The 19,767-nt window shown below is 73.2% G+C and carries 13 protein-coding genes; 10 read left to right on the plus strand and 3 right to left on the minus strand.

Features of this window, described 5'->3' with window-relative positions; translation table 11 throughout:
- On the minus strand, window positions 1-520 hold a 520-nt coding region (locus tag N2041_RS11940), incomplete at its 3' end, for a hypothetical protein (RefSeq protein ID WP_297678815.1).
- A 144-nt stretch (window positions 521-664) separates the two neighbouring features.
- Window positions 665-2,314, minus strand: coding sequence for a globin-coupled sensor protein (locus tag N2041_RS11945; protein WP_297678816.1), 1,650 nt, complete (start codon window positions 2,312-2,314; stop codon window positions 665-667).
- A gap of 240 nt (window positions 2,315-2,554) precedes the next feature.
- Here N2041_RS11945 and N2041_RS11950 point away from each other — a divergent pair, with 240 nt between their 5' ends.
- From N2041_RS11950 to N2041_RS11995, 10 genes are all read left to right on the plus strand, one after another.
- Window positions 2,555-3,727 carry an ATP-binding protein gene (locus N2041_RS11950; RefSeq protein ID WP_297678817.1) on the plus strand — a complete coding sequence of 391 codons (1,173 nt, stop codon included), beginning with the start codon at window positions 2,555-2,557 and terminating at the stop codon, window positions 3,725-3,727.
- Window positions 3,728-3,760: 33 nt separating this feature from the next.
- A complete protein-coding gene (locus N2041_RS11955; protein ID WP_297678818.1) occupies window positions 3,761-4,888 on the plus strand; it encodes a metallophosphoesterase in 1,128 nt (375 codons plus the stop codon).
- On the plus strand, window positions 4,885-7,575 hold the full coding sequence (locus N2041_RS11960) for an AAA family ATPase (RefSeq protein WP_297678819.1): 2,691 nt from the start codon (window positions 4,885-4,887) through the stop codon (window positions 7,573-7,575). Before N2041_RS11955 ends, N2041_RS11960 begins: the two co-directional genes overlap by 4 nt.
- 267 nt (window positions 7,576-7,842) lie before the next feature.
- Window positions 7,843-8,799, plus strand: coding sequence for a zinc ABC transporter substrate-binding protein (locus N2041_RS11965; protein ID WP_297678820.1), 957 nt, complete (start codon window positions 7,843-7,845; stop codon window positions 8,797-8,799).
- Window positions 8,800-8,852: 53 nt separating this feature from the next.
- The gene (locus N2041_RS11970; protein WP_297678821.1) at window positions 8,853-9,578 is read left to right on the plus strand and encodes a metal ABC transporter ATP-binding protein; all 726 of its coding nucleotides are present in this window, start codon (window positions 8,853-8,855) and stop codon (window positions 9,576-9,578) included.
- On the plus strand, window positions 9,575-10,486 hold the full coding sequence (locus N2041_RS11975) for a metal ABC transporter permease (RefSeq protein WP_297678822.1): 912 nt from the start codon (window positions 9,575-9,577) through the stop codon (window positions 10,484-10,486). Before N2041_RS11970 ends, N2041_RS11975 begins: the two co-directional genes overlap by 4 nt.
- A 57-nt stretch (window positions 10,487-10,543) precedes the next feature.
- Window positions 10,544-11,785, plus strand: coding sequence for an acyl-CoA dehydrogenase family protein (locus tag N2041_RS11980; protein WP_297678823.1), 1,242 nt, complete (start codon window positions 10,544-10,546; stop codon window positions 11,783-11,785).
- A gap of 132 nt (window positions 11,786-11,917) precedes the next feature.
- On the plus strand, window positions 11,918-12,910 hold the full coding sequence (locus N2041_RS11985) for a phosphotransferase family protein (RefSeq protein WP_297678824.1): 993 nt from the start codon (window positions 11,918-11,920) through the stop codon (window positions 12,908-12,910).
- Between the two features lie 40 nt (window positions 12,911-12,950).
- Complete coding sequence (locus N2041_RS11990) at window positions 12,951-16,130, plus strand: PD-(D/E)XK nuclease family protein (RefSeq protein WP_297678825.1); 3,180 nt, start codon at window positions 12,951-12,953, stop codon at window positions 16,128-16,130.
- Entirely contained in the window at window positions 16,127-19,408 is a 3,282-nt protein-coding gene (locus N2041_RS11995) for an exodeoxyribonuclease V subunit beta (protein ID WP_297678826.1), read from the plus strand. The genes N2041_RS11990 and N2041_RS11995 overlap by 4 nt, the downstream gene beginning before the upstream one ends.
- Here the strand turns inward: N2041_RS11995 and N2041_RS12000 are convergent.
- On the minus strand, window positions 19,394-19,765 hold the full coding sequence (locus N2041_RS12000) for a hypothetical protein (RefSeq protein WP_297678827.1): 372 nt from the start codon (window positions 19,763-19,765) through the stop codon (window positions 19,394-19,396). The two genes, N2041_RS11995 and N2041_RS12000, sit on opposite strands and share 15 nt — an antisense overlap.
- Between the last annotated feature and the right edge of the window lie 2 nt (window positions 19,766-19,767).

Genomic DNA, 19,767 nt, shown 5'->3' on the forward strand with positions numbered 1-19,767 from the left:
GCTCGCGGGCGACCTCGAAGAAGGGGCAGTGGCGGAGGGTGAGGCGCCACTTCGAGCCGGGGATGGTTTCGAGGACGGGGTAGTAGCCGAGCTGCTCGAGCACGCGGGCGAGCTGTTCGACGCGGCCCGCCGGGGCGGGGGCATCGAACGCCTCGGCGGCCTGCTGGAGGCGGGCTTCGACGAGGGCGCGGAAGAGCGGACGGCGGATGGCGGGGTCGCGCTCGGCGGCTTCGAGGAGCCAGTTCGCGATGCGGGCGTAGCCCTGGGGGAAGAGCGATTCGGCGCGGGGGGTGAGGGCGTAGCGGTTGCGGGGACGTCCGGGGCCTTCGGGCCGGCGGGGGATGGTGACGAGCCCGAGCTTCGCGAGGCCGGCGAGGTGCGCGCGGACCGCCGGCACGGAAAGGTAGGCGACGGCGGCGAGGGCTTCGGCATCGGACTCGCCGAGCTGCTTGAGGCCGAGGAGGAGGAGCCGCCGTGCCGGGGGAAGGAGTTCGAGCTGCGGGGTCAGCGTTTCGGGCATCGAAGGAATCGATTGGAGGGTAGGGGGAAACCCTGATGGCGGGCACGGCCGAACGGCCCCGGCGGAGGGGGCCGGCCGGCGGTCGGGAGCGATGGGGGAAAGCGTGAGGGAGCGACCGCCGGCCGGCTGCTGAAGCGGCGCCGGTCAGGCCGCGGCCGCGGCCTGGCGGAGCACGAAGGTTTCGCCGCGCGAGTTGTGGGCGAGGGTGCCGAAGCGGGCGATGAAGGCGGCGAGCTCGGCGGTGGTGCCGGCGAGCGACTGCGTTTCGCGCGCGATTTCGGAGACCTGGGCCGCGATCTCCTCGACGCTGGCGGAGACCTGCTGGCTGGCCGCAGCGGACTGCTCGGCGGTGGCGGACGCATCGGTCACGGCGTTGCGGACGCGGTCGGCGGCGGCGGTCATCTCGGCGGCGCGGGCGGCAGATTCACGGGCGAGGCCGGCGACCCGCTCGAGCACGTCGACGAGGGTGCCGACGCTGACCTCGACGGACCCGGCGGCCTCGCTGATGCGTTCGATTTCGTCGCGGACGGCCGAGGCGCCCTGGACGATGCGGCCGAGGGCCGAGCCGGCGCGCTCGGCGCGGGCGGCGCCTTCTTCGACGTTGGCGATGGAGGCTTCCATCGCGCGGACGGCGCGCTGGGTGCCGCCCTGGACGCCGGCGATGAGGGCGGCGATCTCCTTGGTGGCGACGGCGGTGCGCTCGGCGAGGGAGCGGACGTTTTCGGCGACGACGGCGAAGCCGCGGCCCTGTTCACCGGCCCGGGCGGCTTCGATGGCCGCGTTCAGGGCGAGGAGGTTCGTCTGGGCGGCGATGTCGTCGATGACCTGCACGATGGCGCCGATCTGGGAGCCCTGGCGGCCGAGGTCTTCGATTTCGCCGGCGGTCTGGCGGACGGTATCGCGGATGGCGCCCATGGCCTCGATGGTCTGCTGGACGGCGGCGGTGCCTTCGCGGGCCTCGGCGAGGGAGGCGTCGCCGCGTTCGCGGGCCGCGGCGGCGGCGTCCCGGGCGCGTTCGAGGGCGGCGCGGACGGCGTCGGTGGCGCGAACGGCGTCGTCGAGGGCGGAGGACTGCTCGGCGGCGGCGCGCGCGACGTCGCCGCTGGCCCGGCCGAGGGCGTCGATTTCGCTGTTGAGGGCCGACATGGTGGCGGTCTGCGAGGCCGCGCCGCGGGCGACATCGGAGACGGCGGAGGCGATTTCGCGGGTGGCCTGGTCGACCTGGGCGATGTTGCTGCCGAGGTTCTGGAGCGGCTGGCCGAGGGTGTCGTGGATATCGACGAGCTTTTCGAGGACGCCTTCGCTGATGAACGTCTCGACCGCCAGCGAGGCGTCGAGGATGAAGACCTTCATGATGGCGCTGATGGCCTCGGCGAGCTCCTGGCCTTTCAGCTTCGCGGCGAGGATCGGGAAGAGGAAGTCGCCGTAGAGGCCGTAGTTGCCGAGGTTCCAGCGGGGTTCGATCTGGAGGCGGGCGTGGGCGGCGCCGACGCGGAGGCGGTGTTCGAAGTAGTCGTCGTCGAAGTTGGCATCGAGGAGGCGGAGGAGGTAGTCGAGCTGGGCCGCTTCGAGGCGGGAGCGGTCGGAGCCGGCTTCGCGGACCTTGCGCTGCCACTCGGGGAAGGCGGAGGAGTGGTCGTAGAAGCGGCGGACGACGTCCCGGGCGTGGGGACGGATGATGCCGGCGGCGCGGCGGACGGCGGCGGTCTCGCGGTCGGTGATGCCGATCCAGCGGAGGCGGAGCGACTGGTCGGCGCGGTCGATGTGGAGGCGCTGGGTGAGGCGGTCGGACATTGGGGGGCGGCTTCCTGTGGTGGTGTGCCGGAGATGGGCATCACCCGGCCGTCACCACTCCAGCAATCGCGGGCGGCGGCCGGGTATCGGGAGAATCCCTGCCGTTGGGGTAAGGCGAATTACTTCGTGGCAAATCGCAAAAACGATTGCAGGGTTGACGAAGAAGTTATCCCCAAAACTCGGGTGCGAGGGAATTCCCCGATGACGGACGGTTACAGGAACGTATCATCCTGCTTCGCGATGGACGGTGATGCGATGCCGCACCTGGTGGTGGTCCCGCGGAGCGAGCGCGGCTCGTGGCGGGAGGCGGTCGTCACGGGGTCGCCGGACGGTGTGCTGCTGGTGGGCCGGGACGGGCGGGTCGCCGACGCGAACCCGGCCGCAGAGCGGATCTTTCGGGTCCCGGCAGGCACGATGGCGGGACGGCCGGTGCAGGAGTTCGTCCCGGCCCGGCTCCGCGATGAGCACGCGAGGAACATCACCGAGTTCTTCGCGACGGCGGTGAGCGCGCGGGGGATGGCCGACCGCGGCGCAGTGCCGGCGGTGCGGGCGGACGGCGAGGAGTTCATGGCGGAGATCGCGCTCATCCCGGTGACGGTGGATGGCGCAGGCGCGGTGGCCTGCATCGTGCGGGACGCGACGGAGCGGCTGGAGATGGAGGCGGCGCTCGTGCGGGCGGAGAAGCTGGAGAGCCTCCGCGTGCTCTCGGCAGGGCTGGCGCACGACTTCAACAACATCCTCGCGACGATCCTCGGGAACGCGGAGCTCGGCCTGCAGGTGACGGGTGAGGAGTCGCCGGCGCGGCTGGCGCTGCACGACATCCGGGAGGCCGGGCGGCGGGCGGCGGAGATGGTGCAGCAGATGCTGCGCTTCGCGGGGCGGGGTGAGGTCGCGCGCGAACCGGTGGAGCTGACGCTGCTGGCGGGCGAGACGCTCCAGCTGCTGCGGAGCGCGCTCGGGCCGGGCGTGCGGGTGCAGACCGACTTCAGCCGGGAGCCGGTCGTCGTGGTCGGCGACGCCGTCGGCATCCGGCAGGTGCTGATCAACCTCGTCATCAACGCGGGCGAAGCGATGAGCGGCAGCGGCACGCTGACGGTCCGGACCGGGCTGCAGGCCGTGACCACGCGATACCTGCGGAACTGCCAGCGGTCGACCTGCCACGGCTGCGCCGCGGCGGTCCCGGGCCAGTTCGGGTTCATCGAAGTGGCGGACACCGGGGTCGGGATGGACGCGGCGACGCGGGAGCGGATTTTCGACCCGTACTTCAGCACGAAGTTCGCGGGGCGGGGGCTGGGGCTGGCGGCGGTCGCGGGCGTGGTGGCGGCGCACCGGGGCATCATCCGGGTGACGAGCCGGCCAGGCCGGGGGACGACGTTCCGGGTGCTGCTGCCGGCGGAGGCCGCCACGGTATAGCCAGGCGCACGGATGTTCTGATATCGTGCGCGCGTGGTCCGGTTCCTGCACAGTTCGGACTGGCAGCTGGGGATGACCCGGCACTTCCTCGGCGCGGAGGCGCAGGGGCGGTTCAGCGACGCTCGCATCGAAGCGATCGAGACGCTGGGGCGGACCGCGCGGGAGCGGGACGCGGCGTTCGTCGTGGTGGCGGGCGACGTGTTCGAGACGAACCTCGTGCCGGGCGACGTCGTGCGGCGGGCGCTGGACGCGATGGGCGACGCGGGCGTGCCGTTCTACCTGCTGCCGGGGAACCACGACGCCCTCGCGCCCGGCTCGGTGTACGAATCGGAGCGGTTCACCCGGAGGAAGCCGGCGAACGTGCACGTGCTGGGGCCGGAGCCAGTTGAGGCGGCGCCGGGGGTGTGGCTGGCCGGCGTGCCGTGGCGGAGCAAGCAGGCGCCGGGCGAAGCGGAGTTCTTCGCCGCCGTGCAGGCGCTGGGCGGGATGGCGGGCGAGCGGGTACTGGCGGCGCACGGGCAGGTGGAGCTGGCCCCGGATGCGGCCGTGACGCTGCCGCGTGCATGGCTGGAGCGGGCGGTCCGGGAGTTCGGCATCGGGTACGCGGCGCTGGGCGACCGGCATTCGCTGACGGACGCGGGCGTGGACCGGCGCGCGTGGTATTCGGGGACGCCGGAGCCTACCGATTATGACGAGCTGGAGCCGGGGAAGGCGCTGCTGGTCGCGCTCGAGGGCGGGCGCTGCGAGGTGACGCCCGTGGCGGTGGGCCGGTGGCGGTTCGTCGAGCGGACGTGGGAGGTGCACGACGGGGCGGAGCTCCGGGCCGCAGCGGAGGAGCTTGGCCGGCTTCCGGAGCGCCGGCGAACCGTGCTGCGGCTGCGGGTGCGGGGCACGGGCGGGCCCGAGCTGCGGGCGGCGATCGAGGCCGCGGTCGACGAGCTGGCGGAGTCGTTCGCGGCGGTCGAGCCGTGGGAGCGGTACGCGGACTTCGTCGTGCGCGCAGAAGGCGAAGGGTGGGAGGCGCTGGGACTGGCGGGGTTCGCGCGCGCCGCGGCCAAGGAGCTCGACCGGCTGGCGAGCGACGACGGCCCTGACGCGGCGGCGGCCAGCGACGCGCTCACGCTGCTGTTCCGGCTGGCGCGCGGAGGGGCACCGGCGTGAGATACCACCGGGTGCGCGTGCGGAATTTCCGGGGCATCACCGAGGCGGAGGTCGCGTTCCCTGAAGGCCGGCTGCTGGTCATCGAGGGGCCGAACGAAGCCGGGAAGAGCAGCATCGTCGAGGCGATCGGGCTGCTGTTCGAGTTCACGGCAGAGTCGAACTCTGAAGAGGTGCGGGCGGTCCGGCCGGAAGGACGCGACGCCGACCCGGAGGTAGAGCTGGAGTTCAGCCTCGGCGGGCAGCGCTGCCGCTACCGAAAGGTCTTCGGACGGCGGGGCGCGACCGAGCTGGAGGTGGGGCTGCCGGGCGGGCGCCAGCTCACGGGGCGGGAAGCGCACAACGAGGCGAAGCGGCTGCTGGAGGCGGGCGTCGACAGCGGGCTGTTCCGCGCGCTGCGGGTGCTGCAGGGCGAGAGCCTCACGATGGCGGGCGACCTCGCGGCGAGCGCGTCGCTGCTGCGGGCGCTGGACGGCGGCGCCGGGACGGACCCCGCGGGGGAGAGCCTCTTCGAGCGGGCGCAGAAGGAGATGCAGCGCTACTACACGGGCAGCCGCCGGCAGGAGACGGGCGAGCTGCGGGAGGCGCGGGAGAAGGCGAGCGCCGCGGCCGAGGAGGTGGAGCGGCTCGAAGGGCGGCTGCGGGCGCTCGAGGAGAGAGCGCGGGAGATCGAGGCGCTGGAGCCGAGGGCAGTCGAACTCCGGCAGGCGATCGGCGAGCTGGAGCGGCGGGCAGCGGAGCTGGCGGAGCAGGCTGACGCATACCGCGCGGCGCAGCAGGCGGCCGAGCTGGCGCGCACGGAGGCTGCGGCGGCGACGGCGCGGCGGGAGCGGCTCGACGACGAGGTGAAGCGGCGGGAAACCGCGCGCCGGGAGGCGGAGCGGCTCGCGGGGGAGGCCGAGACCGCGCGCGCCCGGGCCGCGGACCTGCAGGGCACGGTCGACGCGGCGCGGAGAGCGCTCGCGGAGGCAGAACAGGCCGCCGGGGCCGCGCGGGCGCGGCTGCAGGAACTCGAGCGCGGGGCTGCGCTGGCTGCCAGCGATTATGCGCACCTGCAGGAGGAGCTGCAGCGGGCCCAGATGCAGGACCGGCTGTCCGCGTACGACGAAGCAGCCGAACGGCAGGCCGCGGCGCAGGCGTTCCTCGCAGGATGCCGCATCGATGCGGGGTTGCTCGACCAGATCGAAACGGCCGCGACGGCGCTGGCGAGGACGGAAGCGCAGCTTCGCTCGGTGACGGCGAAAGTGGAGGTCGAGGGCCCGGCGGATGCGACGGTCTACGTCGACGGGCAACCCGAGACGCTCGCGGGCGGCCTCCTCGCACGCGAGGCAGCGGAAGAGCTGCGCATCGAGCTGCCGGGCGGGTTCGCGGTCACCGTGCGGCCGTCGCAGAGCCAGGGGCTCCTCGAGCAGCGGCTCAAGGAGCAGCGGGAACAGCTCGACCGGCTGCTGGCCGCCGCGGGCGCCGGGAGCGTCGAAGCGGCGCGGGAGCTGGAACAGCGCCGGCGGGAGGCGGCGCGGGAGGTCGAGGACGCGAGCCGGGTCATGCGGCAGGCGCTCCGCGACCTGCCGGACCGGGCGGACCTCGCCGCGCGGCTCGAGCGAACGCGCCAGCGCGTGGCGGCCTACCGGGCGGAGCATGCGGCGCGCGGGCTGCCGGCGACGCTCGACGAAGCGCGGCGGGTCAGCGAAGCAGGCGACCGGCAGCTCGCAGCCGCGAAGTCCGCATTGCGGGAGGCTGAGCAGGCGGTGCACACAGCGCGCGACGCCCTTGCGCGGGCCGAGCGGGAGGCAGCGGCGGCGGACGAACGGGCCGCCGCGCTCGAACGCCAGCTCGAGCAGGCGCGCGCCGCGCTGGCGGCGGCCGAGGCGGAGCGGCCGATGGCCGCCCTCGATGCCGACCTCGCGGCGGCCCGGGGCGAAGCGGCGCAGGCCGAGGCGAAGCTGCGGGACGCCGAGCAGCGGCTCCGGGAGCTGGCCGGCGCGGGCGCCGAAGCGGCGGAGGTCGAGCGGGAGCTCGAGGCGGCGAGGAAGGAGCTGCGCAGCGTCGAGGACCGGGTGGCGGAGGCGCGGGGCGCGCTCCGCCACGAGGGGGAAGGCACCCTGCAGGCGGAGCTCGACGCGTCGCGGAGCAAACTCGAGGCGGCGACGGTGCGGCTGGAGACCGTCGAACGGCGGGCGCGGGCAGCGCGCTTGCTCGCCGAGACCCTGGCGAAGCACCGCGAAGCGGCGCGGCAGGCGTACGGGCCGCTGCTCGGCGAGCGGCTCGCGGCACTCGGGCGGCGCGTGTTCGGCGACGACTTCGCGGTCGAGCTGGACGCGGGGCTGGCACCGGCGCGGCGGCGGCTCGGCGGGACGTGGCTCCACGTGCAGCAGCTGAGCGTCGGGGCGCGGGAGCAGCTCGCCGTGCTCCACCGGGCGGCGTGCGCGGCGGCGGCCGGCGACGGCGGCGTGCCGTTCTTCCTCGATGACGCGCTGGGCTGGAGCGACGAGGGGCGGCTGACAGAGATGGCGCGCGTGCTGGCAGACCTGGCGCGGGAGGTGCAGGTGGTCGTGCTGACCTGCCAGCCGGGGCGGTTCGCAGCGGCGAACGGGGCGGAGGTCGTGCGGATCGATGGGGGGAGGACGGGGACGGCAGGCCGGGCTGCGGACGGGCAGGCCCAGGGCGAACTCTTCGCGCGCGGAGACTGACGGGACCGGCTGCAGGGCGAACCTCGCCGCATCCTGCGAACGCTGCGCGCGCGAAGTCTGACGTTCTCGACACCGCCCGCCGGGTGGACGACGGCGCGAACCGCCGGCGCGGAGACTGACCGTGCGACGGCGTCTCCTGGAGCCGCCGGCCGGCGCCGCCCCCTGGTCGAGCCAGTGCTGACCGCGGCGGAGGAGCGGCGGGTTGCCTTCGGTCGTGAGACTTCGTATCGTAGACAGAACTGATACTCACTCTCATGGAGGTGCGGCATGCGCGGGAGACTGACCCGGTTCGCGGCGGTGCTCGCGGCGGCGGTGCTCGGGGGCGCGCTGCTCGCGGCCTGCGGCGGCAGCGATAGCGACGGGGGCGACGGGCACCTGCGGGTGGTCGCGACGACGACGCAGATCGGCGCGCTCGCGCGGGAGGTGGCGGGCGACCGGGCGCAGGTGGTGACCCTGCTGCAGGCGGGCGCGGACGCCCACGACTACGAGCCTTCGCCGCAGGATTCGCGGCGGCTGAAAGACGCGCAGCTCGTGCTGAAAAACGGCATCGGGCTGGACGACTGGCTGGACGCCCTCATCAAGAATTCGGGGACGAAGGCGAAGGTGGTCGTCGTGACCGAGGGGATTACACCGCTGGAGGGCGATGACCACGCGCACGACGAGAAGGATGACGGCCATGACCACAGCCACGACGAGGGCGACCCGCACGTGTGGCACGACCCGGAGAACGTGAAGGTGATGGTGCGGAACATCGCCGAGGCGATGGCCGCGGCCGACGCCGCGAACGCGGCGGAGTACCGAGCGCGGGCGGAGGCCTACGCGGCGAAGCTGGACGAGACGGACCGGGAGATCCGGGCGCTGCTCGACCCGATCCCGGCGGCGAACCGGAAAGTCGTGACGAACCACGAGTCGCTGCAGTACTTCGCGCGGCGGTACGACTTCGAGATCGTCGGCGCGATCATCCCGGGGACGGCGAAGGATGCGCAGCCCTCGGCGCAGGACCTGGCGCGGCTGACGGATCTCATCCGGGCGGAGGGTGTGAAGGCGATTTTCGCCGAGGCGGAGATCGACCCGAAGGTCGCGGAGCAGCTGGCGAAGGACACCGGGGTCAAGGTGGTGACGGGGCTGTATGCTGATTCGCTGGGGCCGGCCGGCAGCGGCGCCGACACCGTCGACGGCATGCTGCTGCACAACGCCCGGCTCATCGCGGAGGCGCTTCGATAGCTGCGCGGCGGCTCGACCCGGCGGATGGTGACCGCACCCTGTCGCTCGACGGGGTGGCGGTCGCCTACGGCCACAACCTCGCGGTGTGCGACGTGACGGCGGAGGTGCCGCGCGGGTCGGTCGTGGGGCTCATCGGGCCAAACGGGAGCGGGAAGTCGACGCTGCTGAAGGCGATCGCGGGGTCGGTGCCGCTCTCGGCGGGGAGCATCCGCTTCGGCGGCCAGCCGGCCGGGCGGTTCGCCGGGCGCATCGCCTACGTGCCGCAGCGGGAAGAGGTGAACTGGGACTTCCCGGTGACGGCGCGCGACGTGGTCGCGATGGGCCGCTACCGGGCGCTCGGGTGGCTGCGGTGGCCGGGGCGGCGCGAACGGGCGGCGGCGGATGCCGCGCTCGCGGCGCTTGGGCTCGAGGGGATGGGCGACCGGCACATCAGCCAGTTTTCCGGCGGGCAGCAGCAGCGGATCTTCCTCGCACGGGCCATGGTGCAGGAGCCGGAGCTGGTGCTGCTGGATGAGCCGTTCACCGGGGTCGACGTGCGCAACCGCGAGGTGTTCCATGCGCAAATCCACCGGTTCGCGGAGGCCGGCGTGACGGTGCTGGTGGCGACGCACGACCTCGATGAGGTGCGGGCGACCACGACCCACGTGCTCCTGTTGAACCGGCGGATGGTGGCGTTCGGGCCGACGGCCGCGACGTTCACGCCGGCGAACCTGCGGGCGGCGTTCGGCGGGCAGGTGGCGGTGTTCGAACAGGTGCCGGTCTTCGAGCGGGCGCCATGAGCTGGCTGACGGAACCGCTCCAGTATGGCTTCATGCAGCGGGCGATGCTCGAGGTGCTCATCATCGGCGCGCTGTGCGGGCTGGTGGGGAGCTTCGTGGTGCTGCGGGGGCTGGCGTTCATCGGCGATGCGCTGGCGCATGCGGTGTTTCCCGGGGTGGTGCTGAGCTACCTCGCGGGGCAGAGCATCCTCGTCGGGGCGTTCGGGTTCGGGACGCTGACGGCGCTGGGCATCGGGCTGCTGGCGCGGAGCCGGCGGGTGAGCGAGGACACGGCGATCGGGGTGATTTTCGCGGCGTTTTTCGCGCTCGGCGTCGTCATCCTGAGCCGGCAGGGCGGGTTCCGGCGCGACCTCGGCTCGCTGCTGTTCGGCAACATCCTCGGGGTTTCGATGACGGACGTCATCGTGACGGCGGCCATCGCGGCGGCGGTGGCGCTCATCGTGGCGGCGCTGCTGAAGGAGTTCACGCTGGCGTCGTTCGACCCGGTGATGGCGCGGACGCTCGGCTACCCGGTCTTCGCGCTGGACCTGCTGCTGCTCCTGCTGGTGGCGGCGACGATCGTGGTGAGCCTGCAAACGGTCGGGAACATCCTCGTGCTGGCGCTGGTGGTGACGCCGCCGGCGACGGCGCGGCTGCTGACGGACCGGCTGCTGCGGATGATGGGGCTGAGCATGCTGACGGCGATGGGGGCAGGGATCGCAGGGCTCTATCTTTCGTACCACCTCGGGACGGCAGCGGGCGCGACGATCGTGCTGACGGCGACCGTGCTGTTCCTGCTGGCGCTGGTGTTCGCGCCGAACCACGGGCTGGTGGCGGGGTGGGCACACCGCCGGCGGGGGCATCACCACGCGCACCACTACCACCCGGCGGGGGAGGAGGAAGCCGCCGCAGACGCGGCGCGCCGGTAGCGAACGGGCCGGGGGCGCGGTAGAGTTCGAGCGCCACTTTTCGGAGGAGTGCCCCTCATGTCCGTTGCAGACCATCCGCATGCAGGCGATCGACAGCTGAGCGACGCCGAGATCATGGAGCTCCGCGAGAAGGTGAAGGCCTTCATGGCGGAGCACATCTACCCGAACGAGCCGTTCTTCCACGCGAACCATCCCCGGCAATCGGCCGCGGGCCGGGAGAAGATGAAAGAGCTGCAGGCGATCACGAAGTCGATGGGGATGTGGGCGCCGCACCTCCCGGCCGCGGCGGGCGGCATGGGCATCGGCTTCATGCCCTACGTCTACATGAACGAAATCCTCGGCCGGAGCCCGATCGCGCCGCTGGCGTTCGGTTCGCAGGCCCCGGATTCGGGCAACGCGGAGATTCTCTGGCAGTTCGGCACGAAGGAGCTGCAGGAGAAGTACATGAAGCCGCTGGTGGCCGGGGAGATCTGGTCGTGCTACTCGATGACCGAGCCGGAAGTTTCGGGCGCGGACCCGACGGGCCTGCGGACGACGGCGGTCCGGGACGGCGACGAGTGGGTGATCAACGGCCACAAGTGGTTCACGAGCCAGGCCGAAGGCGCGACGTTCGCCATCGTGATGTGCGCGACGGAGCTGGACCAGCCGCCGCACCGGCGATTCACCCAGATCGTGGTGCCGACGGACACGCCGGGCTTCGAGATCGTGCGCCCCGTGCCCGTGATGGGCGAGGTGGAGGGTTCGCACTGCGAAATCCGGTACACGAACGTCCGCGTGCCAGTGACGAACACGCTCGGCGAGCCGGGGAGCGGCTTCCGGATTGCCCAGAAGCGGCTCGGGCCGGGGCGCATCCACCACTGCATGCGGTGGCTCGGCCAGATGCAGCGGGCGTTCGAGCTGATGTGCGAATACTCGCTGAAGCGCGAAGTGTTCGGCTCGACGCTCTCAGAGAAGCAGACGGTCCAGAACTGGATCGCGGACAGCTACGTGGAGATCCAGGCCGCGCGGGCGCTGACGCTCTCGGCGGCGAAGAAGATCGACCAGGGCGACGAGGCGCGGGTGGAGATCTCGGCCATCAAGTTCTTCGGCGCGCAGATCCTCCACAACGTGATCGACCGGGCGATCCAGGTCCACGGGGCGCTCGGCGTCTCGGGGGATACGCCGCTCGAGTCGATGTACCGGAATGCGCGCGCGGCGCGCATCTACGACGGGCCGGATGAGACGCACCGGATGGTGGTGTCGCGGCGGATTCTGCAGAGCTTCAAGGCCGGCAACGGCTGGGATTTCGGCCTGCAGTAGGCCCGACACATACGTGGTTCGGACGCCGGGGTCCCGTCGCGAGCCCCGGCGTTTCGTTGCAGGGCGAAGGCGAAACGGCCAGACTGGCGGGGCCGGCGCTGCCGGCGAAGGAACGACGGCGGGTAGGGACCGATGGAACTGGACGAACTGCAGGCACGGCTCGTGCCGTTCGTGCGTGAGAAGCTGGGCGACCCGGGAGCGGCGGTCGAGAACGTGAAGAAGGGGCCGGGGCACGCCGGGTTTTCGTACTTCTTCGATGCCGTGCTTTCGAACGGGGAGCGGCGGGCGTACTTCCTCAGGCTGCCGCCGCCGGGAGTGAAGCTGGAGGGGACGGCCGACCTGATGCGGCAGGTGACGGCAGTCCGGGCGCTCGAAGGCACGGGAGTGCCGCACGCGCCGATCCTGTGGGCCGGGACGGAGCCGGACTGGTTCGGGCTGCCGTACTTCGTCCAGCCTCGGCTGCCGGGCGATACGCTGAAGGACGACTATCCGCTCCAGTTCAGCGACGCGCAGCTGCGCGACATGGCGCGGCAGGCGATGGTGGCGCTGGCGGGCATCCACCGCGTGCCGCGGGAGCGGCTGGGCTACCTCGGCGACTTCTGGGGCTACGAGTTCGACGTGACGCGGTGGGACCGGTTCTACGAGCGGGCAGCGGAGCAGGAGCTGCTGGCGCTGCAGCCGCGCGTGAAGCAGCTGCTGCTCGAGAAGATTCCCCACGAGGCGCCGATCGGGCTGTACCACGGCGATTTCCAGTGGTCGAACCTGCTGTATTCGCCGGCGGGCGAGCTGCTGGCGGTCATCGACTGGGAGCTGTGCGGCGTGGGGCCGACGCTGAACGACCTCGGCTGGGTGTGCGCATTCAGCGACCCGGCGGCGTGGGCGCACGACCGGGGCAGCCGGATGCCGCATGCGGACGAGCTGGAGGCGTGGTACTGGGAGGCGATGGGGGGCCAGCCGGGCGACATCCGCTGGTTCAAGGCGCTCGCCGTGTACAAGTTCGCCATCATCAGCGGCTTCAACCTGATGCTGCACCGGCGCGGGAAGCGGCACGACCCGCACTGGGAGGAGATCAAGCCCTCCATGCAGGCGAACATGGAGTACGCACTGCGGATGCTCGGCGGCTGACGCGACGGGAGCTGTCGCATATGGCGGCTATGCTGGAAGGGTGAGGCTGACCGAAGAAGCTGACGGGCAGAAGGTGACGCTGCGCGCGGTCGACTGCGGCCGGGCGCGGGAGACGCTGGCGGAGGTCATCGCCGGGCTCAAAGGCGGTGACCCGCTGGCCCCGGTGACGGTCGTCGTCGCGTCGAATCTCGTCGCGCTCGATACGCGGCGGTGGCTGGCGGCGCGGAAGGCGGCGGCGAACGTGCGGTTCCTCGTGGCGGAGCGGTTCGCCGAGCTGCTGGCAGCGCCCCGGCTGCAGGCGCGGGGGATGCGGCCGCGGAGCCGCTGGCGGTGGCTGGAGGCGCTGCGGGCCGCCGCCGAACTCGCGAAGGGCCCGCTGGGCGAAGTGGCGCACCACCCGGCGACGCTCCGGCGGCTCGCGGCGCTGGCGGCGGACCTGCGCGGAGTCCCGGGCGAGCTGCTGGACCGGCTCGAGGAGCGGGGCGAGCCGCTGGTCGCGGAAGCGGTCCGGGTCGTACGGGCGGCCGAGGCGGCGGCGCGCGACCTCTACGACGACCACGACCTGGTCGAAGAGGCGGCCGCGGCGTTCGAGGAGGGCGACCCGGGGACGCGCGAGAGCGGGGCCGTGGTGTGGTACCTGCCGGACCGGATGACGGCGGCGCTGGCGCGGCTGGCGCGGGCAGCCGGCGCGACGGTCATCCTCGGGATGACGGGCGACCCCGCCGTCGACGCGCAGGCGCGGCGCTGGTGCGGGCTGCTCGGCGTCGATCTCCCGGCCGATGCCGGGCCGCCCCTGCCCCGGCTGCCGGGGCGGCTGGCGAGCCTGCCGGACCCGGAGGAAGAGGTGCGGTTCGCCATCCGCGAGGCGTGGCGGCTCGCCGAGGGAGGGAAGCCGCTCCACCGCATCGCCATCCTGTACGGCAACGCCGAGCAGTACGCGGCGCTGGCGCACGAACGGCTGACTGCGAGCGGGACGCCGCACAACGGGGCCGGGCCGCGCCGGCTGGCGGATACGCTGGCGGGCCGGGCAATCCTCGGCGCACTGCGGGCAGCGCGGCTCGATTGGCGGCGGGACGCCGTGGCCGACTGGGTGACCTCCGCGCCCCTGCGGGACGAGCAGGGGGAGATTCCCGGGCACGCGTGGGATGCGCTCTCGGCCGAAGCCGGCGTGGTGCGCGGGCTCGACGGGTGGCGGCGCGCCGGGGAAGCGGTGCGGGCAGCCCGCAGAGGCCGCGCGGCGGAGAACCCGGAGGCAGCTGACTGGCTCGAACGCGGCGCGCAGGAGGCAGCGCGGATGGGCGCGTTCGTCGCGGGCGCGGCGAAGGCGCTCGAGCCCGGCGCCAGGAAGCCGATGGCCGCGTGGGGCCGCATCGCGGCCGAGGCCGTGCGCCAGTGGCTGCCGCGCGACGCGCTGGCCGCCGCCGCGCCGGGCGATGACTCCCCGGCAGCCGATGTGGCGGAGGCGGAGCTGGCGGCCTACGACGACACGCTGCGGGTGCTCGACGGGTTCGCCGGCCTGCCCGCCGGCGGCAGCCAGGTGCCGCTCGAGACCTTCGAAGCGACGCTCCGGGAGGCGCTCGACGTGCCGGCAGGCCGGCACGGGAAGCTCGGCGAGGGCGTCTTCGCCGGGACCATCGAGGAGGCGGCCGGGATGGCGTTCGACCACGTCTTCCTGCTCGGGCTCGCGGAGCGGGTGTTCCCGCCGCAGCCGTCGGACGACCCGCTGCTCCCGGAGCGGCTGCGCCGCGAGCTGGACGGGGCGGTGCCCTCGGCAGCGGAGCGCGTGCTCGCCGCGCGGCGGGCGTATCTCGCGGCGGCGGCGATGGCCGGGAGCTGCACCGCGACCGCGCCGCGCGTTTCGCTCCGCGATCAGCGGCCGGCGCAGCCCTCGGCGTGGTTCTTCGAGGCGGCGGCGCGGCTGCACGGCAGCCCGGTCTACGTGCGCGACCTGGAGGCATGGCTGCGGGAGCCGGCTGACCGGCCGGGCTGGCTGACGTGCGTCGATTCGTTCGCGGCGTGGGTGCAGCGCGGGGACGCGTTCGCCGACGCGCAGGAGCGGGACCTTGCTGAGGTCGTGCGGGCCGGCTCCGCGCCCCTGGAACATCCGCTCCTGGCCGAACGGGGCGCGCTCGACGGCATCCGCGCGCGGGCCGAACGGGCGCGGGCATCAGCTGCCCCCGCGCCAGCGGCGCTGGGGCCATGGAGCGGGGAGGCGCTGCCGCTGGCGCTGGAACCCGGGTTCGAACGCTCGGCGAGCGCGCTGGAAACGCTGACGAGCTGCCCGTTCCGCTACTTCCTCGCGCACGAGCTGCGCGTGACCGAGGTCGAGCGGCCGGAAGACCTCGACGCCATCGACCCGGCCGAGCGTGGCTCGCTGGTGCACGAGGTGCTGGAGCGCTTCGTGAACGAGGTGAAGGCGCGGCGGGGCACGGACACCATTGCCGGGAAGTGGTCGGACGCGGAGCGGGCGCTGCTGATGACCATCGCGGACGAGGCGTTCGCGGGTTACGAACAGCGCGGGGTGACCGGGCGGCCGGCGAGCTGGGCCGCGACGAAGCAGCGGCTTCGGCAGGACCTCGCGCGGTTCCTCGACGAAGACGAAGCGTGGCGCGCCGGGACCGGGGCGAGCATCCGCGACGCAGAGCTGGCGTTCGGGGGGAAGGCCGGTCGACAGGTCGCGTTCGACATCGAGCCGGGGATGCGCGTCGGGTTCCGCGGGAAGGCCGACCGGGTCGATGTGTGCGATGACGGTCGGCTGGTGGTCATCGACTACAAGACCGGGAAGGCCGACCGGTACAGGCAAGCGAAGGATTCGCCGCTGGCGAAGGAGAAGGGCGGCTGGCTGCTGCAGCTGCCGATTTACGCGCTCGCGGCGCGGGAGCAGCCGGGGACGCCGGTGCGCGCGCTCTACTGGTTCATCTCTGAGGAGGGGAAGTTCGAACGGCGGGAGGTCGTGCTCGACGAAACGGCGGAGGACGAGTTCCGCACCGTGGTGCGGGAGGCGCTGCGGCTGCGGGAGAGGGGCATCTACCCGGCGGTGCCGGGGAAGCCGGCATGGGGCAGATGGGAGAACTGCGGCTTCTGCCCCTTCGACCGGGTGTGTCCGAAGCGCGACCGGGACCGGCTTTGGGAGCGGTGGAAGCAGGACGACCGGCTCGCGGAATTCCGCCGCGCGGTGCTGCGCGAAGGCGGCGACGGCGAGACGGAGGGCGAAGCATGACGCTGCCAGATGCCGCGGCGCGGGACCGGGTGACCCGGGAGACCGCCGAGACGCTGTTCGTGGAGGCGGCGGCGGGCGCGGGGAAGACGACGGCGCTGGTCGGGCGGATCGTCGCGCTGGTCGCCGGCGGGATGCCCATCGACCGTATCGCCGCGATCACGTTCACCGAGAAGGCGGCCGCCGAGCTGACCGACCGCGTGCGGGAGCGGCTCGAGCGGGCGGCGGCGGGCGACGGCGAGTATGCCGACCTCGGCCCGGAGGAGCGGGAGCGGTGCCGGGCGGCGATCGCCGGGCTCGACGGCGCGTCGTTCCAGACGATTCATGCGTTCGCGCGGAAGCTGCTGGCCGCGCACCCGGTGCAGGCGGGCCTGCCGCCGGAGTTCGACGTGCTGGATGGGACGGAGGAGGAGCTGGAACTGCGGGAGGCTGTCCGCCGGTTCCTCGATGATGTGGAGCAGAGCGACGCGACGCGGACGGCGGTGATGACCGCGTACACGCTGGGCCTGCAGCCGAGGCACCTCCGCGGCCTGGCGCGGGAGTTCGCGCGCAACTGGGACCGGCTCCGCGGCGCGACGTTCGAGCCGCCGGCTGCCGAGCCGGACTGGGAGCCGCCGCTGCGCCGCCTCCTCGACGGTGTGAACCGGGACGGGCAATCCGACAGCTTCCAACCGGCATTCGACAGGCTGCAGGAGGTCGCCGGGAGGCTGGAGCAGGCGTACGGGCAGGTCCAGGCGGCGAGCGCGGCCAAAGGGGAGGCGCGGCTGGCCGAGCTGCTGACGCTGGCCGCGCGGGTGAAGATTCCGCTGAACGCCGGCCGAAAGGGCACGTTCCGGCCAGTCGGAGAGGGGTGGGACGCCTGGCTGGCGGAGGTGCGGCGGTGGGCGCTGGAGCGGGTGTTGCCCGCGGTGCAGACGTTCGCGCTCGATTACGCAGACGAGCGGCGGCGGCGCGGCCGGCTGACGTTCCACGACCTGCTCGTGCTGACGACCGATTTGCTGCGGAAGGACGCTGAGGCGCGGCGGGCGGTGCACGGACAGTTCGGACAGGTGCTCATCGACGAGTTCCAGGACACCGACCCGCTGCAGGTCGAGCTCGCCGCGCTCATCGCAGCTGACCCCGGCCAGCCGGCGGACTGGCGGGCGACAACTGTCGCACCCGGGCGGCTGTTTTTCGTCGGCGACCCGAAGCAGTCGATCTACCGCTTCCGGCGGGCAGACATCCGCATCTACGAGCAGGCGAAGGGCGCCTTCGGGGCGCAGGAGCTGCAGCTGGTGACGAACTTCCGCTCGGCGCAGACCGTCATCACGTGGGTGAACGGGGTGTGCCGGCGGATGTTCGAAGCGCACGAGCCCCCGGTGCAGGCCGGGTGGATCGACCTCGAGGCAAGGCCGGGGGCGCCGCCCGGCGAGCCGGTCCGGGTGTTCGGCGGGCTCGTGGAGGGAGCAGGTGCGGCCGAAGTCCAGGAGCGCGAAGCCGCGGACATCGCGCTCGGCGTGCTGCAGGCGCGCGCGGAGAACTGGGGCGGGCGCGATGGCGGCACGCGCTTCGAAGACATCGCCATCCTGCTGCCGCGGCGCACCGCGCTGCCGGCGCTCGAGCGGGCGCTGGCGGACCGGGGCATCCCGTACCGCATCGAGAGCCAGTCGCTGCTGTACGCGGCGGAGGAGGTGCGGGACCTGCTGAACGTGCTGACGGCGATCGACGACCCGACGGACGAGATCGCGCTGGTGGCAGCGCTGAGATCGCCGCTGTTCGCCTGCACGGACCGGGAGCTGGCGGAGCACGCGGCGGCCGGCGGGCGGTGGTCGTACGGGAAGCCGGCGCCGGACGGGAGCCCGGAACGGGTGCGGCGGGCGATGGCGCAGCTGGCGGCGTGGCACCGGGAGCGGTGGACGCTCTCGCCGACGGGGCTCATCGAGCGGCTCATTGCGGAATCGCACCTGCTGCTGAAGGCGCTGGGCGACACGCGGCCGCGCGAGACCTGGCGGCGCTACCGGATCATCGCCGAGCAGGCGCGGGCGCTGACGGTCCGCGGCGCGGTCGCGACGCTGCGGCAGTTCACGGCGTGGCTCGAGCAGCAGCAGGACGAGGGCGTGCGGGTGAACGAGGCGATTGCACCGGAGCCGGACGACGATGCGGTGCGGGTGATGACGATCCACGCCGCGAAGGGGCTGGAGTTCCCGGTCGTGTTCGTCGCCGGGCTGGGGACGGGAACGAATCAGAGCGCGACGGCGCGGACCTGGTGGCCGCCGTACGGCGCGGGCGGCCTGCCGGAGGTGCGCTGCGGTTCGAAAGAGCAGCCGTTCGAAACGGCCGGGTTCGCCGCGGTCGAAGCCGAGGAGGAGGCGCACGAGGCGGCCGAGGCGGCGCGGCTGTTCTACGTCGCGGCGACGCGGGTGCAGCACGCGCTCGCGGTCTCGCTCTACCGGACGAAGCGGACCGACGGCGGTTCGCTGGCAGCACGGGTGGAGGCGGTGCTGGAGGGCGCGCCGGCGGAGACGTTCGTTCGCTGGCAGCCGTCAGAGCCAAACGAGATCGCGGCGGCTGGCCTCGCACCCGGCGCGCCTCCGCCCGTGCCGGCGGCCGACGACTGGCGCGAACGGCGGGACGCGGCAGCGAAGCGCGCGACCGCGCCAGTCGCAGCGGCGACGGCGATCGCCCACGCAGCCGCGCCCGGCGCGCCGGAGGAGCCGGAAGAGCCGCCGGCGACGCCGGCCGAGCCCTGGCGGAAGGGGCGCGCCGGCACGTCCATCGGTCGGGCGGTGCATGCGGTGCTGCAGGGCATCGACCTGGCGACCGGCGAGGGGCTCGAGGCGGCGGCAGCGGCGCAGGCGGAGGCCGAGGGCATCGCCGACCGGGCGGATGAGGTGGCGAGGCTCGCGCGGCACGCGCTCGAGTCAACCGCGGTGCAGGAGGCGGTCGCCAGCGGCCGGTACTGGCGCGAGGTCTACGTCGGGGCGGAACTCGGCGGGGTGCTCGTCGAGGGGTTCATCGACCTCCTGTTCGACAGCCGGGACGGGCTCGTCATCGTCGACTACAAGACGGACGGGCTGCGGGACGCGGCGGAGGTGGAGCGGGTGATGCCGCAGTACCGGCTGCAGGCGGGGGCGTATGCAGCGGCAGTCGAGCGGGCCGCGGGCCGGCCGGCAGCGCGGGCCGTGTTCGTCTTCACGGAGCCGAAACTGGAGCGGCAGGTGGATGACCTCGCCGAGGCGACATCAGAAGCGCTGGCGAAGGCGCGCGAACTGGCGGGGCTGGCAACGTCAGCCGGCGGCTGACCCACCGGTCCGCAGCAGCCACTCGACGGCGGGCTCGCGGGCCTGGAAGAACTCGACGGGGGCCGGGTGCGGGAGGTCGCCGCGGTACGCCAGCGCCTGCCGAAAGGTGCCGAAGACGAGCGGCGACGGGGCGACGACGGCGGTCCGGAACGGCCCGTGGAGCTGGACGGAGCGGGCGAAACCGGCGAGCCAGAGCACATCGGGCTCGACCCGTTCGACGCCGGAGGCGTCGAGGAGAAGGCGGCCGCGGTCGACGATGCGCCGATACCACTCCTCGCCGGGCAGGTCGACACCGAGGACGACGCCGAGGAGGCGGAATTCGATGAAGCGCTGGTGGTCGTGCAGCTGGTAGGCCATCG

The organism is Tepidiforma sp., from assembly GCF_026419595.1.
Lineage (GTDB): Bacteria > Chloroflexota > Dehalococcoidia > Tepidiformales > Tepidiformaceae > Tepidiforma.

Excerpts from the sequence above, each read along its gene's own strand:
- N2041_RS11945 (WP_297678816.1), bottom strand. The coding sequence starts at position 2,314 with ATGTCCGACCGCCTCACCCAGCGCCTCCACATCGACCGCGCCGACCAG.
- N2041_RS11950 (WP_297678817.1), top strand. The coding sequence starts at position 2,555 with ATGGACGGTGATGCGATGCCGCACCTGGTGGTGGTCCCGCGGAGCGAG.
- N2041_RS11965 (WP_297678820.1), top strand. The coding sequence starts at position 7,843 with ATGCGCGGGAGACTGACCCGGTTCGCGGCGGTGCTCGCGGCGGCGGTG.
- N2041_RS11975 (WP_297678822.1), top strand. The coding sequence starts at position 9,575 with ATGAGCTGGCTGACGGAACCGCTCCAGTATGGCTTCATGCAGCGGGCG.
- N2041_RS11980 (WP_297678823.1), top strand. The coding sequence starts at position 10,544 with ATGTCCGTTGCAGACCATCCGCATGCAGGCGATCGACAGCTGAGCGAC.
- N2041_RS11985 (WP_297678824.1), top strand. The coding sequence starts at position 11,918 with ATGGAACTGGACGAACTGCAGGCACGGCTCGTGCCGTTCGTGCGTGAG.
- N2041_RS11995 (WP_297678826.1), top strand. The coding sequence starts at position 16,127 with ATGACGCTGCCAGATGCCGCGGCGCGGGACCGGGTGACCCGGGAGACC.
- N2041_RS12000 (WP_297678827.1), bottom strand. The coding sequence starts at position 19,765 with ATGGCCTACCAGCTGCACGACCACCAGCGCTTCATCGAATTCCGCCTC.